This is a genomic window from Polaribacter septentrionalilitoris, assembly GCF_009832745.1.
In the GTDB taxonomy this organism is placed as follows: domain Bacteria; phylum Bacteroidota; class Bacteroidia; order Flavobacteriales; family Flavobacteriaceae; genus Polaribacter; species Polaribacter septentrionalilitoris.
In genome coordinates this window covers 67,159-83,180 of the sequence record NZ_VRMJ01000042.1, presented here as the reverse complement: position 1 = coordinate 83,180, position 16,022 = coordinate 67,159, and the positions used below count along the sequence as shown (strand labels likewise).

General features: G+C 31.6%; 11 protein-coding genes. 7 read left to right on the top strand and 4 right to left on the bottom strand.

Annotation, left to right across the window (positions count from 1 at the left end; all coding sequences use genetic code 11):
- Positions 1-98: 98 nt before the first annotated feature.
- From FP421_RS12825 to FP421_RS12810, 4 genes are all read right to left on the bottom strand, one after another.
- Positions 99-1,283: an acetate/propionate family kinase gene (locus FP421_RS12825; RefSeq protein WP_159951256.1), complete on the bottom strand. Its 1,185-nt coding sequence runs from the start codon at positions 1,281-1,283 to the stop codon at positions 99-101.
- A 1-nt stretch (position 1,284) separates the two neighbouring features.
- Positions 1,285-3,378 (bottom strand): phosphate acetyltransferase, encoded by a 2,094-nt coding sequence (gene pta, locus FP421_RS12820; protein ID WP_159951254.1) that lies wholly within the window; start codon positions 3,376-3,378, stop codon positions 1,285-1,287.
- A gap of 101 nt (positions 3,379-3,479) precedes the next feature.
- Positions 3,480-5,123 (bottom strand): acyl-CoA carboxylase subunit beta, encoded by a 1,644-nt coding sequence (locus tag FP421_RS12815; protein WP_159951252.1) that lies wholly within the window; start codon positions 5,121-5,123, stop codon positions 3,480-3,482.
- Positions 5,124-5,210: 87 nt separating this feature from the next.
- A complete protein-coding gene (locus FP421_RS12810; protein ID WP_159951250.1) occupies positions 5,211-9,824 on the bottom strand; it encodes a T9SS type B sorting domain-containing protein in 4,614 nt (1,537 codons plus the stop codon).
- 232 nt (positions 9,825-10,056) lie between these two features.
- Here FP421_RS12810 and FP421_RS12805 point away from each other — a divergent pair, with 232 nt between their 5' ends.
- From FP421_RS12805 to FP421_RS12775, 7 genes are all read left to right on the top strand, one after another.
- Positions 10,057-10,641, top strand: a complete 585-nt coding sequence (locus tag FP421_RS12805) for an NUDIX domain-containing protein (RefSeq protein WP_236548112.1) — start codon at positions 10,057-10,059, stop codon at positions 10,639-10,641.
- Between the two features lie 211 nt (positions 10,642-10,852).
- Complete coding sequence (locus FP421_RS12800; protein WP_159951246.1) at positions 10,853-11,389, top strand: NADPH-dependent FMN reductase; 537 nt, start codon at positions 10,853-10,855, stop codon at positions 11,387-11,389.
- A 2-nt stretch (positions 11,390-11,391) separates the two neighbouring features.
- Positions 11,392-11,640, top strand: a complete 249-nt coding sequence (locus tag FP421_RS12795) for a glutaredoxin family protein (protein ID WP_159951244.1) — start codon at positions 11,392-11,394, stop codon at positions 11,638-11,640.
- 2 nt (positions 11,641-11,642) lie between these two features.
- Positions 11,643-12,080 (top strand): MarR family winged helix-turn-helix transcriptional regulator, encoded by a 438-nt coding sequence (locus FP421_RS12790; protein WP_159951242.1) that lies wholly within the window; start codon positions 11,643-11,645, stop codon positions 12,078-12,080.
- A 45-nt stretch (positions 12,081-12,125) separates the two neighbouring features.
- The gene (locus FP421_RS12785) at positions 12,126-12,995 is read left to right on the top strand and encodes a pirin family protein (RefSeq protein WP_159951240.1); all 870 of its coding nucleotides are present in this window, start codon (positions 12,126-12,128) and stop codon (positions 12,993-12,995) included.
- Between the two features lie 129 nt (positions 12,996-13,124).
- Entirely contained in the window at positions 13,125-13,832 is a 708-nt protein-coding gene (locus tag FP421_RS12780; RefSeq protein WP_159951724.1) for a pirin family protein, read from the top strand.
- 158 nt (positions 13,833-13,990) lie between these two features.
- Complete coding sequence (locus FP421_RS12775; RefSeq protein ID WP_159951238.1) at positions 13,991-16,015, top strand: NADPH-dependent 2,4-dienoyl-CoA reductase; 2,025 nt, start codon at positions 13,991-13,993, stop codon at positions 16,013-16,015.
- Positions 16,016-16,022: the final 7 nt, after the last annotated feature.

Genomic DNA, 16,022 nt, shown 5'->3' with positions numbered 1-16,022 from the left:
TATTTTGAGAGAAATGAAGTTGAATTTAAAAAATCATTCAATATTTCTCCACAAAGTTGAAAAACAGGTTAAAAATACTTTTTAGACAGCCTCATTTTTTATTGTAATACTTCGTAAGATTGTATTGCAATTTCAACTTCTTCATTAGTAGGAATTACAAATATTTTTACTTTACCACTTTCTTTTTGTATTTCTCTAATCTTTTTAGCACGAATAGCATTCTTCTCTAAATCTAAATCAATCCCTAAGAAATCTAAATTTTCACAGGCTAGTTTTCGCATTAAATCTGAGTTCTCTCCAATACCTGCTGTAAAAATAATAGCATCTAAACCATTTAGTACCGCAGTAAAAGACCCAATGAATTTTTGAATCCTGTAAGCGGCTAACTGCAATGCATTTTTACAATTTTCATCACCATTATTGGCTTTTTCGGAGATTTCTCTTAAATCAGAATAACCTGTTAAACCTAGCATTCCAGATTTTTTTTGTAAAAGTTTATTGACTTCCTCTGCGCTTTTGTTGAATTTTTTCATCAAAAAGAAAATCACAGAAGGATCTATATCTCCAGAGCGTGTTCCCATTATTAAACCATTCATTGGACCCATGCCCATAGAAGTATCAATAGTTTTACCATCTTTTATAGCAGCCATACTACAGCCATTTCCTAAATGAATAGAAATGATTTTAGAATCTTTTTTGTTTAATTTTTCAATGGCTTTTTCAGAAACATATTTATGACTTGTACCATGAAAACCATAAGCTCTTATATGATGTTGATACAAGTACTCATTTGGAATAGCAAATTGATACGCTTTTTTTGGCATTGTTTGATGAAAAGCAGTGTCGAAAATTGCAATTTGTTTTGCTGATGTAAAAATAGTTTCTGCAATTTCTATTCCAGTTAAATTTGCAGGATTGTGTAAAGGAGCTAAATCAAATAATTCTCTAATACTGTCTTTTACTTGATTGGTAACCACAACAGTTTTACTAAATTTATTTCCACCATGAACCACTCTATGTCCTACAGCTTCTATTTCATCAACAGAAGAAATAACACCAATTTTATCGTCCATTAAGATCTCTGCAATTTTTTTTAATCCCGTTTCATGATTTAAAATAGGTAGTGTTTCAGAATATTCTTGTTCTCCTTTTTCATGAGTAAATATCGCATCATCCATTCCAATTCTTTCTACAAGTCCTACACATTTTAAAGTTTGTGAAGGCATTTCTATCAGTTGGTATTTTAAGGATGATGACCCTGCATTTAAAACTAAAATATTCATGTTATTCTTGGTTTGCTTGAATAGCTGTTAATAAAACTGTATTAAAAATGTCTTCTACAGTACATCCTCTACTTAAATCGTTTACAGGTTTGTTTAATCCTTGTAGCATTGGGCCAATAGCTAATGCTCCTGTTTCTCTTTGAATGGCTTTGTAAGTATTGTTACCTGTGTTTAAGTCAGGGAAAATCAATACAGATGCTTGTCCTGCTACAAGAGAATCAGGCATTTTTGTTTTTGCAACAGACATGTCTACTGCAGCATCATACTGTATAGGACCTTCAATTTTTAAATCAGGATTTTTAGCTTTAGCAATCTCTGTAGCTTTACGTACTTTTTCAACTTCTTCTCCTTTACCAGAACTACCTGATGAATAGGATAACATTGCAACTTTAGGTTCTATCCCAAAAGCAGCAGCAGAAGCAGCGGAAGAAAGTGCAATTTCAGCCAATTGTTCTGCATTTGGGTTTGGGTTTACAGCACAGTCTCCCATTACAGAAACTCTATCTGATAAACACATAAAAAATACAGAAGATACAACAGAAACTCCAGGTTTGGTTTTAATGATTTGCAATGAAGGTTTAATGGTATGCATAGTAGTGTGTACTGCACCAGAAACCATACCATCTGCCAAACCATTTAAAATCATTAAAGTTCCATAATAAGAAACATCTCTGGTTAAATCGTTAGCAGTTGCTTCTGTCATTCCTTTATGCTTTCTAGCATTGTAAAGTGTTTTAGCAAACTCCTCATTATGAATAGATTCTTCTGGGTTTAAAATATTTGTTTTATCTAAATCTATTTGTAACCCTAATTGATCTGCCTTTTGCTGAATTCGGTTTTTATCACCTAAAAGAGTTAAGTCTACAATATTTAATAATTGTAAACGAGCTGCAGCTTTCATGATTCTTTCATCTTCTCCCTCTGGTAAGACAATATGCTTTCGATTTGTTTTAGCTTTTTGCAATAAACTATATTGAAACATGCTAGGAGTTAATCGCTCTGAATGAAAAGAGGAAAGAATATTGGTTAGACGTTCTACATTTACATAATTATCAAATGTGTCTAAGGCTAATAAAATTTTACGATTATTAGATGCGTAAATTTTAGGTTTTACTGCACCAATTTTATTAGAAATACCAAAAGTACCGCCTTGAACAGAAATAATCGGAATTGTAGATTGTACTCCCTCTATTAATTTTATTATAGATTCTTCTGGTAATAAACTACCTGTTAAAATAATACCAGAAATTTTTGGGTAATTGCTAGAAGCATTTGCTTGTAAAGCACCTAATATGATATCTGCTCTGTCTCCAGGCGTTACTACAAGAGCATTTTCTCTAATCCTTGTTAAATAATTACGCAATTGCATAGCACCAATACTATAGCTACCAATGGCATTGTCTAAAAATTGATCTCCAAAAAGAATTTTTCCGTCTAAAGCTTCTACCACTTCTTTTACAGTTGGATATGCTAGAAAATTAACATTAGGAATAATATCAATAGAAACTGAAGCTGGAATAACCTTATTCAATTCTTGTTTTATAAAACCTACTTCATCTACTTCTATTTTATTAGCAATAACTCCAACAACATCCACTTCTTTTTGAATAAATTCATTGTAAGTGATTTGCATTGTATTGATAAATTCCTTTTTCTTTTTTCCATTTCCAGCACCTACAATTAGCACAGGAATTCCTAAGTTTTTAGCAATCATTAGGTTTACATCAACTTCTGTAAAGCCGCCTTCTCCTGAAAAATCAGTTCCTTCTACCAAAACATAGTCAAACTTTTTTTCTAGTTCTTTATATTTTTTAATGATAGTATGAATGATTTCGTCTTCTTTACCTTCACTTAATAATTCTACTACTTCAAATTGATGATATGCATAACACTCATCGTGATTGGTATCTAAATTAAAAAAATCAATAGCGGTATTGGTATGATTGTCGAACGCATCATTTTTATCTTTATTGATGATGGGTCTGAAATACCCAACTTTAGAAGATCTGGTTAACATCATTCTTAATAGACCCAAAGAAACTAAAGATTTTCCACTATTAGACTCTATGGTTGTTACATAGATTGCTTTACTCATTTTTATTTTATTGTGTTGATTGCTTTTGCTACAAAAATAAAGTATAAAGAAATGACTAAAAGTGATATTAGTCATTTTAATAAAAAAATATTATAATATTTCTAAACTTGTAAAACTCCTAAATTAAATTTCTTTTCAATGGGAGCATGATTTGCAGCCTCAATACCCATTGAAACCCAAGTTCTAGTATCTAATGGATTGATAACTGCATCTGTCCAAATTCTTGCTGCAGCATAATAAGGAGAAATTTGCTTGTCATAACGCGATTTTATTTTGTCAAATAACTCAGCTTCTTTTTCAGGAGTGATTTCTTCTCCTTTCTTTTTCAATGAAGCGGTTTCAATTTGTAATAAAACTTTTGCAGCAGAATTTCCGCTCATTACCGCTAATTCTGCACTTGGCCACGCAACAATTAATCTTGGATCATAGGCTTTTCCGCACATTGCATAATTACCTGCACCATAAGAATTTCCAATAACGATAGTAAATTTAGGAACAACAGAATTACTCACTGCATTCACCATTTTAGCTCCATCTTTTATGATTCCTCCATGTTCTGATTTACTACCCACCATAAAACCAGTAACATCTTGTAAAAAAACTAGTGGTATTTTCTTTTGATTACAGTTGGCAATAAAACGTGTAGCTTTATCAGCAGAGTCATTATAAATAACGCCACCAAACTGCATTTCTGTGGGTTTGGTTTTAGACGAAGTTGTTTTTACTAATTTACGTTGATTGGCAACAATACCAACTGCCCAACCATCAATTCTGGCATACCCAGTTAAAATGGTTTGCCCATAACCTTCTTTATATTGTTCAAATTCAGAGTTATCAACCAAACGCTTTATGATTTCTAACATATCATACTGTGCATTTCTTTCTTTAGGAAGAATTCCGAAAATATCGCCTTCATCTTCTTTTGGCGGAAATGACTCAGTTTTACTAAAACCAGCTTTATCATAATCACCAATTTTATCAACAATAAATTTAATTTTATCTAAAGCATCTTTATCGTCTTTTGCCTTGTAATCTGTGACACCAGAAATTTCACAATGTGTGGTTGCACCTCCTAAAGTTTCATTATCAATAGACTCTCCAATTGCTGCTTTTACCAAATAACTTCCTGCTAAAAAAATACTTGCAGTTTTATCTACAATTAGCGCTTCATCACTCATAATAGGTAAATATGCACCACCAGCAACACAACTGCCCATTACTGCAGATATTTGAGTGATTCCCATACTACTCATTACAGCATTATTTCTAAAAATACGTCCAAAGTGTTCTTTATCTGGAAAAATTTCGTCCTGCATTGGTAAATACACACCTGCAGAATCTACTAAGTAAATGATGGGTAATTTATTTTCTATGGATATTTCTTGAGCGCGTAAATTTTTTTTTCCAGTAATTGGAAACCAAGCTCCAGCTTTAACAGTAGCATCATTAGCAACAACAATACACTGTTTGCCTTTGATGTAACCAATTTTTACAACAACGCCACCAGAAGGACAGCCTCCGTGTTCAGTATACATATCTTCGCCAGCAAAAGCCCCAATTTCTATGGATTTAGATTTGTCGTCTAATAAATAATCAATTCGTTCTCTTGCGGTAAGTTTTCCTTTTTCGTGGTGTTTGTCAATTCTTTTTTGACCACCACCTAATTTTACTTTTGCAAAACGTTTTCTTAAATCTGAAACTAATAACTTATTGTAATCTTCGTTTTTATTGAAGTTGATATCCATAGAAAAAATGATTTCTTATTTTACGCTAAATTAAGAAATATTCTTCTGAAAGAAATCATAAAATCTTCATCCTAAAAAAGATGTTTTCTATTTTCTTAGAAGAGAGAAATGACCTTTTTTGATTATTGGAGGTTTTGTGTTATCAGCAGGAATTAGCTCTATACTATACCAGTAATCATCAGAAGGTAAAGTTTTACCATTATAGGTGCCATTCCAACCTTGACCATCAATATCAACTTTAGAGATTAGTTTTCCAAATCGATTAAAAATGCTGATACTACTAGTAGGATAAAAGGTTTTATTTGCTCCTTTTATAGTCCAAGTATCATTATTTCCATCTCCATTAGGGGTAAAGAATTTAGGGAACTGAATTACAGAAATCAATAATTCTGAAGTTCCACAACCATTTTTGTTTTCTACAATTAATTTATAGATACCCCCTTCAATTCCGTTAAAAACATTACTGTCTTGAAAATTACGAAAAAACAAACCATTTTCATCTTGTAAGGCATATTGAAATTCTTCATTGATTGCAGGGTTGGTTGGGATGTCAATTCTTACGCTTAAGGTAGAATTGTTGGCAACTGTATCATCAGTAATCGTAACATAATCTTGATTTAACGTATTAAAATCAGACTTATTTACAACAATAGTTCTTGATCGAGAGCAAATTTTTGAGTTTCTAGAATACGCAGTAACTGTATAATTACCAGCATCGCTTATTTGTATAGTTTCAGAGTTTCCTCCAATTTGAGATCCACTATCATCAGTCCAAATATAATCGTAAGTGTCATCAGGATTATCAACTTTTAAAGTATAAGGAATCGTTTTTGGACAAATAACAATTGGATCATTTGGGGCTTCTCCTTCTACATCAAACTCTGGAATAATACTTGTTTTTAAAGTAAAACTTCCAATACCTTCACAATCATTATTGTTTTTATTTTTTACTTTGATATAGATGGTTTGGTTGAAAGGGGAATTTGTATTTCTATGATTTGAAATGTCTGGAATTGCATTAATTGCGGCATCTCTGTCTGTTGTAGTTTCATAAAAAAATACTTCTATATTCCCTTGAATTGGTGCAGGGAAAGTGTTTATGACATCTTGTTTTGCTGAACTAAAATCGAAAAAAGAAATTCCGTCAATATCAGAATTGTTAACTGTATTATTTCCGTCTTTATCTAGAAAATCATCACATTCTTCAAAAACTCCATTATAAGTTACGTTACCAGCAAATGATGCTGTAATTTCTATTTTTGAAATTGTATAACAATTTTCTGGAGAAACTGTTCTAACCCAAGCCGAAGCTGTTCTGTTCACAGGGTATATTTCTTTATTAGTAACTTGATTCGCTGTTCCGCCCGCTTCTGCTTTTGCCAAGGTTTCATAATATTCAAATGTAAATGTTGGGTCAGCAGAAATACGAATTTCTGCTTCAGTAAGGTTAACAGTGGTTATTTCGGCAGCATTATCTGCACACTGATTTAATTGAACTACATTATTTAAAACAACAGGTTTGGTATTTACAGTAAGTGTAATAGAAGGAGTTATTTTTTCACATATATTGTCATCTTTTTCTAAAATAACCCTAAATTGATAGTTATTTAAATTGATATTAGTACTAGTGAGTCTTAGTTTTTTAGAGGTTACATTACTAAATACCGTTCCGTTTACCGTTTGATTTTCTGAAATATTAGTAAAATTAGTTCCGTTATCCGAAGATAGTTGCCACTGCAAACGATCTGCATTGGTTTCTATCTCTAGGTCTTTGGTATCTTCTTCACAAAAAGTAGTGTCCTCGAATTTAGTAATAACAATTGCTGTAGAATTTATGTAATTTGGGTTTGGTATTTTGTAACCATCTGAGTTTTTTACTTTACCATTAGGTTCAATATCTAATGGATTTGGGGCCAGCATTCCAGAACCATTACCTGTAAAACCTGCTTCAATAACATCAAAACAATCATCACCATCTGCATCTAAATCAGCAAAATCTAATAAAGTATCTCTGTTTTCAGGAATTAGAGAGGAGCTATCAGAGTTTCTAATAGGAGTATCCAAAATATTAGAATCTACAGAGGTTTCTAAACTGTCAAACAGTCCATTAAGACCAACATTGGTAGCACTAGCTCCATCAATAAAACCATCATTATTAGCGTCAAACCCTCCAGAACCAGCTTCTACAATATCGTATATTCCATCATTATCAGAATCGATATCTAAATAATTTGGTACTCCATCTCCATCTGTATCTTGATTTGGAGTTACAGTGTTAAAAATATCATCTAGACCATCTGAGTTTGAATCCATACCAGTTAGAATAACCTCTTGAGCGGTGGATTCAAAAAAATCTGGAATAGCATCATTATCAGAGTCTAAATCTAACATGTCTTCAATTCCATCTCCATCAGAATCTCTTGTAAAACAAGTTAATTGAATATTTCCATTAAATGTAGAGCTAGATATAATTCCTGTTGATTTATGTTCAAAAGTGATTTCATTAATTTTATTAGCAACAAATTTAAATGTACTATTGCCTGAATTGATATTATTTTTATACTTAAACCATATTTCTGAGGCAGATATTTGAGTTATTCCCGCTTTAAATTCTTGATTTAAATCGAAACTAGAATTTACCAATAATTGGTCATCAGGATCTAATAAAGTTATGTTTTTACCTGCAGGATTAATTTTTAAAATAAAATACTCACCATCTGAGATAACATGGTTTTGGTTATCAGATTGTTTAAATATAATATTTATATTTTCTTTAAAACTTAAGGTATAGCTAGATTCTGTTAGAGGAGCATTTACAAGAGTTGAGGTAAAGTTTCCAGAACTATCTCCAGTAAAAGAATTTGTAGTTTCTGATGCAGTAAATAAACTATTATTAATTACATTAGTTGCATCTTCTGGATGAGTAACAATTGCATTGTTGAAATCTAACAAATTAATGTTTATGTTTCCAAAAGATTCATCACAATTTAGAATACCATCGTTATCTATATCTATGTCTAAATTATCTATAATTAAATCTCCATCATAATCATCAGGACAAATACTTACAGGGATTTCTATTGATATAAATTCTTCATTAGGATTACAATCTACTTTACCTACTAAACGATACCTGCCAGGTTCTGATTCTGTTGGTTTATAGGTTGCAGTTGTACTTCTTTCAACCCAGTTTGATGTGTTCTCATCGAAATATTCCCATTTAAAACTATCAAATAATCCTGTATTGGCAGCTTGCAATGTAACATTTGGAATACAGCTACCTAGTGCTGCAACCGAGGTGTTAAAATTGATTTCAGGAGCTGTAAGAAAACCCGAGTAAAAACTACCAGATGTAGCTGCTCCATTTTGATTAAAATAAGCACAGTATAATTCTTCGCTACTTTCTACACTTACATTTCCTGATAAACCAGTTACCTTGTAGGTTACATAATCTGAGTTTCCAGTAACATTGTTAGGGCCATTTGGATTAAATGTATTTATAGGATTTCCATTAATTAAAACGGTAGCATTTTTATTAGCTACTATAGTAACACCACCATTAAAAGTAGTGCCTCCAATTTTGTCGATATCTGCAATATTATCAACATTTCCTCTGCTTTCACAACTTAAAGGAGGTACAAAAAACATACCTTGGTTGGCTTCGCTAGGGCTTCCATTACTACCAAGACCACCAATACCCTGATAAGCAAAAGCAGACTTTGAGGTTTCTACATACATATTGTCATCACTGGAGTAATAATTACCTTCAATAACATAGTATTCTCCTTCATTTATTACAGCTACGGCATTTCCAGCGACTTTAACTTCAGTGTTATCTTCATGAGCAACTATTAGTACATTTTCCCAATCATCAGCTCCACTTCCTCTAACAAAAATATATTCTGTACCAACTTTACTAAAATCTACAATTTGGTCTAAACCATAATCTCTTGCACCTCCTGTTCCAAAACTTCCGTTTGCAGAACCTGTATTTACAACAATATTTTTATCAGATTGAATTAGTGTTCCAATTAATCCGTCTCTGTTTACAGAATTCGTAGCAGCATTAGTTGCTACTATGTAACTTTCTCCTTCATCTAAAGTAATTTCAGGTATGGTAGGTTCTCCATTAAAATTTTCAATATCAATGCCATTTGGTAAACCAGAAAAATTAACTTTAGTATCATCTTCTGTAGCCATTACCGAAATAAAATTTAGATAATTGGTTTGAGGGTTTCCATTAGTGAACATTCCTGCTCTAAACACTGTACCTAAAGCAGCAGCACCCTTACTTACTAAAGCACCAGCTTGAGCACTATTTCCTGCTATAACTCTAACAGAAACATAAATTTGTCCACCAGTAGCTTCAATTATATATCCTTTATTAGTATGAATAGAACTTGTTATGTTAGGATTTACAAATAATTGACCTTCATCAGAACCTAAAGGAATTTCTTGTGGTGAACCTTTCGAGACAACTCCAATAATATCATTACTAGATCCAACTTGTGTTATAGTATACGCTACGTCTTGATTACTAGGGGTTGATATGTATAAAAACTGTTCTTGTGGAACAGAGTTTCCCTGACCTGCATATGTTAAGGGTGGTATGTAATGTTTTTTACTTAGTTGTGCATTTATGGTTGTTATTCCAATAAAAAATAATAGGACTAAGAAAAAAAAGGATTGTAAATTTTTCATTAATTGTTTGGGGTAAAATGGTCCATAAAAATAATAAGAAAACGGTTAGAAAATGATAACATTTAAATTTTTTAGACCGTTAGGAACAAAATTAGTTTAAATGCTACTTATATTTAGCATCAATTTTATTTTAATTCATATTTTTTAACGAAATTGAAATCATAAAATTATTCAAGTAAATAAATTTAGATTCATATCTGATAGTTTTCAATTAGATAAAAACAGTTTGAGAATGAGAAACCGTATTAAGAATGTAACATCAAAAGTAATTTCCAACTTTTGGGCAAAATTAGAGCAAGTGAGTTTTGATTTTATTTTCAAGAATGGAAAAGTTGAACGTCTTACACATGAAGTCTATGGCAGAAATGATGGAGTTGCAATATTGTTGTATAATCCCTCTACAAAAAAAGTGATTCTTTCTAAGCAGTTTAGAATACCCATGTATGTTGCTGGGGTAAAAAATGGATTTTCAATCGAAGTAGTTGGAGGAGCTATTGATGAAAACGAATCACCTGAAACCACAGTAATTAGAGAAACTAAAGAAGAAGTTGGGTATCACTTTTCAAAATTAAAAAAAGTTGCTACTGTTTTTTTATCCCCAGGATTAATGAAAGAACAAGTGCATTTGTATGTTGCAGAGTATAATGATGACGATAAAATAGACAAAGGGGGAGGTTTAGCCTCAGAAAATGAAGAAATTGAAGTGTTAGAGATTTCATTTTTAGAGGCTTTACAAATGATAGAAAACAAAGATATAATTGATGCAAGAACAATTATGCTATTGCAATATGTACAAGTCAAAAAGTTATTGTCATAAAAGGTTGCAAAATCAATTATATTAAATGAAGTAAGTCTATTTTTCTAATTTTCGTATTCTAATTTTTTCAATTTTTAAAAAAGTACACCGTAATTACTTTTAATCTGAAGGTTGATATACAACTATGTATTTAAATTAAAATATTTCCTTGGATTTATTTTCCTTGGTAAATAAAATTTTATTTTGTAACTTTGCTTATAAATTAATAAGTATGAAAAAAATATTAGCATTTGCAGGAAGTACAAGTTCTACTTCAATCAACAAACAATTAGCAACTTTTGCAGCCGAAAATTTAGAGAACACTTCATTTGATGTAATTGATTTAAGAGATTTTTCAATGCCAATATATAGTCAAGATGAAGAACAAGAAAATGGTTTTCCGGAAGATGCTAAAAAGTTTTCAGCACTGTTTGATGAATATGATGGATTCATAGTATCTTTAGCAGAACATAACAGTTCGTATGCTGCAGCTTTTAAAAATATTTACGATTGGTCTTCTAGAGTTGAAGCGAATGTTTTTAGAGATAAACCATTATTATTAATGGCAGCTTCACCAGGTGCTAGAGGAGGAGCATCAGTTTTAGAATCTGGTATTGCAAGATTTTCTAGAATGGGAGCTAAAGAATTGGTAAGTTTTTCTTTTCCTAATTTTTATGATAATTTTAAGGATGGAAAAATTATAAACACCACGCTTTTAGAAGATTTAAACGAAAAAGTAAATGAGTTTGAAGCACTTGTAAATCAATAATTATGAAAATCGTTCTATACGGAAAACAAGGTCATGCATATACAGTTGCATTTAAAAATTTTTTAAACTCGATTGATGAACCATATACATACAAAGATATTTCAAAAGATGTAGAGGCGAGAGAGCACAGTAAAGAACTGTATAATGGTATCGCAAAATATCCCACTTTATTTGTGGATGACGAAGTATATTTAACTCCAACAACAGAAGAGTTTAATAAAATAATGCAAGATTTAAAGTTAAGAGCATAGCAATGGGTGACATTTCTAAAGATATCAAATCAAGTTTCATTAGCAACAAAGTAAAAGCTTTAATCAATATAAAATACACATCGAATTGGTTAAATAGTAAAGAAAACGAGTTTTTCAAACCTTACGGAATTTCACCACAACAATACAATATCTTAAGGATTTTAAGAGGTGCAAAAGAGAGAACTAAAGTGCAAATTGTTAAAGATAGAATGATTGAAAGAGCACCTAATGCAACTCGTCTAATGGATAAGTTGTGTGACAAAGACCTAATAGAAAGAGAACGTTGCGAACATGATAGAAGAGTGGTGTATGTAAAAATTACCAATCAAGGTTTAGTTTTATTATCAACTATCGATGAAAATAAAAACCTATCTTTTTTAGATAATTTAACTGATAAAGAAGCAGAAACTTTAAGTAATTTATTAGATAAAATTAGATAAAAAAATTTACAATAATATTTTCCCTGGAAAATAAATGAACACAAAATGAAAACATATAAAACAATTCAACATTCTGTACTAAGCCCGTTAGTAAATATGGGGTCAATACGTTTGCGTCAGCCTCTGCCTACACATGGAATAGAGAATGTAGATCCATTTTTGTTATTACATCATTATGGACCTTATGCAATTTCAGAATTTAACAATCCTTTTGATCTAGGTGCACATCCTCACAGAGGTTTTGAACCCATAACACTATTGTTTAAGGGCGAACAATTTCACAGAGATTCTTTGGGTAATGAAATGGTTGTAAAAGCTGGTGGAGTGCAATGGACAACTGCTGGTCGTGGAATTATTCATGCAGAAGCACCCACCAAAGAGTTTGTAAAAAAAGGGGGCGATTTAGAAGGAATTCAACTTTGGCTAAACTTGCCTGCAAAAGACAAAATGATAACACCTAATTATCAACATTTAGAAGATGAAGAAATTCCTAAAATAATTTCTAAAGATCAAAAGGTACAGTTAAATATCATTGCTGGAAATCAAGATGACGTATTTGGTCAAATAAAAACACAAACATCAGTTAATGTTTTTACAGCAAATGCTGAGGAAAATGGACAGATTGAAATAGAAATTCCAGAAAATCATCAATCTTTAATTTATTTGTTAGATGGTGAGATTTTAATAAATGATACAGAGGTTTTACAAAAAGGAGCACATCAAATGGCAACTTTCCATCAAGATGGAAATACTATAAAATTTAAAGCCCAAAAAGAAAGTTCGATTTTAATTTTATCAGGAGCACCTATTAAAGAAAAAGTAACCCAATATGGCCCTTATGTGATGAATACGCAGACAGAAATTTTAGAAGCAATGCGCGATTATCAACAAGGAAAAATGGGGTATTTGTATTGAAAAAATGCTTTCTAAAATAAAATTTTAGAAAACACTAATTTGTCATTCCTGTGAAAACAGGAATCTAAAAAGAATAATTTTATATTTAAAAAACCTTGAATCAAATTCAAGGTCATAAAAAAGTTTATGATGAATAAGACAATTCACAAAGCAAGCACAAGAGGATTCGCAAATCATGGATGGTTAAAATCATATCATACATTCAGTTTTGCTAGTTATCAAAACCCAGAAAGAATGAATTTTGGGATGTTAAGAGTATTAAATGATGATGTTGTACAACCTAAAATGGGTTTTGGCACACATCCTCATAGAAATATGGAAATTATTTCGATACCAATTACAGGACCTTTGTCACACAAAGATAGTATGGGAAACAAACGTGCTATTGAAGTTGGTGAAGTACAAGTGATGAGTGCAGGAACTGGTATTACACACTCAGAATTTAACGATAGTAAAACTGCTGAAAGTAACTTTTTACAACTTTGGATTATACCAGAAAAAGAGGAAGTAACCCCTTATTATGATCAAAAAGTGTTTGATGAAGATGGTAGAAAAAACAAGTTTCAAACCTTGGTTTCACCAAGAGATAAACAAGTAGAAGGTTCATTGCCTATTCATCAACAAGGATATATTTCTATGATTGATTTAGAAGAAGGTTTTGAAACCGAATACCAACTAAAAAATGGTGCCTATTTTTTCTTAATTGATGGTGAGGTAGAAGTTGCTGATGAAACTTTAGAACATAGAGATGCTGTTGGGATTACAGAAACAGACAAAGTAGCTGTAAAAGCAACAAAAAACAGTAAATTATTGGTTATAGATGTTCCTGTGATTTAATTTTACCAACAGGTTTTATAAACATTTACCTGTTTATACAATTGCCCCAAGTTTATGAATGATAATAATTCGTGAATTTGGGGCAATTTTTTTTAATCCCAAAAAATAAACATATCTTGCAAGTATTATGCATGCATAATAAATTTAATACGGTTTTTATGAAATATCCACACATTTTCCAACCCTTAGATTTAGGTTTTACAACCTTAAAAAATAGAATTTTAATGGGTTCTATGCATACAGGTTTAGAAGAAGAAAAAAATGGTATAGATAGAATTGCAGCTTACTATGCAGAACGTGCTAAAGGTGGAGTAGGCTTAATTGTTACAGGTGGTATAGCACCAAACATACAAGGTTGGACAGGGCCATTTGCAGCAAGAATGTCTACTAAAAAGCATGCAAAACATCATCAGAAAATAACAAAAGCAGTGCATGAAGCTGGAGGTAAAATTTGTATGCAAATTTTACATGCAGGTAGATATGGATATCACCCTTTTAATGTAGCGCCTTCAAAAATAAAAGCACCCATTAATAGGTTTACACCTTTTAAATTAAAAGAATCTGGCATCCAAAGAACGATTAAAGATTTTGTAAATTCTGCAAAATTATCAAAAATAGCAGGTTATGATGGAGTAGAAATTATGGGTTCAGAAGGCTATTTAATCAATCAATTTATAACAAAAAGAACCAACAAACGTACAGATAAATGGGGTGGAGATTATGAAAATAGAATGCGTTTTCCTATTGAATTGGTAAAACAAACAAGAAAAGTTGTAGGTGAAAAGTTTATTATTATTTACAGACTTTCTATGTTAGATTTGGTAGAACAAGGAAGTTCTTGGGAAGAAATTGTACAATTAGGTAAAGAAATAGAAAAAGCTGGTGCAACAATTATTAATACAGGTATTGGTTGGCACGAAGCTAGAATTCCCACAATTTCTACTTCAGTTCCAAGAGCAGCATTTACTTGGGTAACCAAAAAAATGAAAGCAGAAATTAAAATTCCGTTAATTACTTCTAACAGAATTAATATGCCAGAAACTGCCGAAAAAGTTTTAGCAGAAGGAGATGCAGATATGGTTTCTATGGCTCGTCCTTTTTTGGCTGATCCAGAATGGGTACATAAAGCAAAAGAAGAAAGAGCAGATGAAATAAATACTTGTATTGGCTGTAATCAAGCGTGTTTAGATCATGTTTTTCAACAAAAAGTAGCTAGTTGTTTGGTAAACCCAAGAGCTTGCCATGAAACAGAATTAAATTATCATCCAACAACAAATCAAAAGAAAATTGCAGTTGTTGGTGCTGGACCTGCAGGTTTAGCTGCTGCTACTATTGCTGCAGAAAGAGGTCATGTTGTTACTTTGTTTGATGCTGCATCAGAAATTGGTGGTCAGTTTAATATGGCAAAACAAATTCCTGGTAAAGAGGAGTTTTATGAAACCATTAGATATTTTAACAAACAAATTGAAATTCATAAGGTAACCCTCAAATTAAACACAAAAGTGAGTGTTGCAGATTTAGAAAAATCTGATTTTGATGAAATTGTAATTGCTACAGGCATTAAACCTAGAGAACTAAATATTGAAGGAATTAATCACCAAAAAGTACTAAGTTATATTGATGTTTTAAAACATAAAAAAACAGTTGGTAAACGTGTTGCTGTAATTGGTGCAGGTGGTATTGGTTTTGATGTTTCAGAATATTTATCTCACGAAGGTGAATCAACATCAAAAAATATTGATGCTTGGTTGCAAGAATGGGGAATTGACAAATCTTTAAAAGCAAGAGCAGGAATTGAAGGTGTAAAACCTAATTATCATCCATCACCAAGAGAAATTTTTATGTTTAAAAGAAGTGCTGGTAAATTTGGTGGCAATTTAGGTAAAACCACAGGTTGGATTCATAGATCAACTTTAAAAAAGAAAAAAGTACAATTTATTGGAGAAGTATCTTATCAAAAAATTGACGACCAAGGTTTGCATTACACTCAAAATAATGAGACAAAAGTTTTAGAGGTAGATAACGTTGTTATTTGTGCAGGCCAAACTCCGTTTAAAGAATTGTATCAACCTTTATTAGATTTAGGCAAAAATGTTCATGTAATTGGTGGCGCAGATTTTGCAAGTGAGTTAGATGCCAAAAGAGCTATAAATCAAGGTACAAGATTGGCTGCTAAATTATAGAAAATCT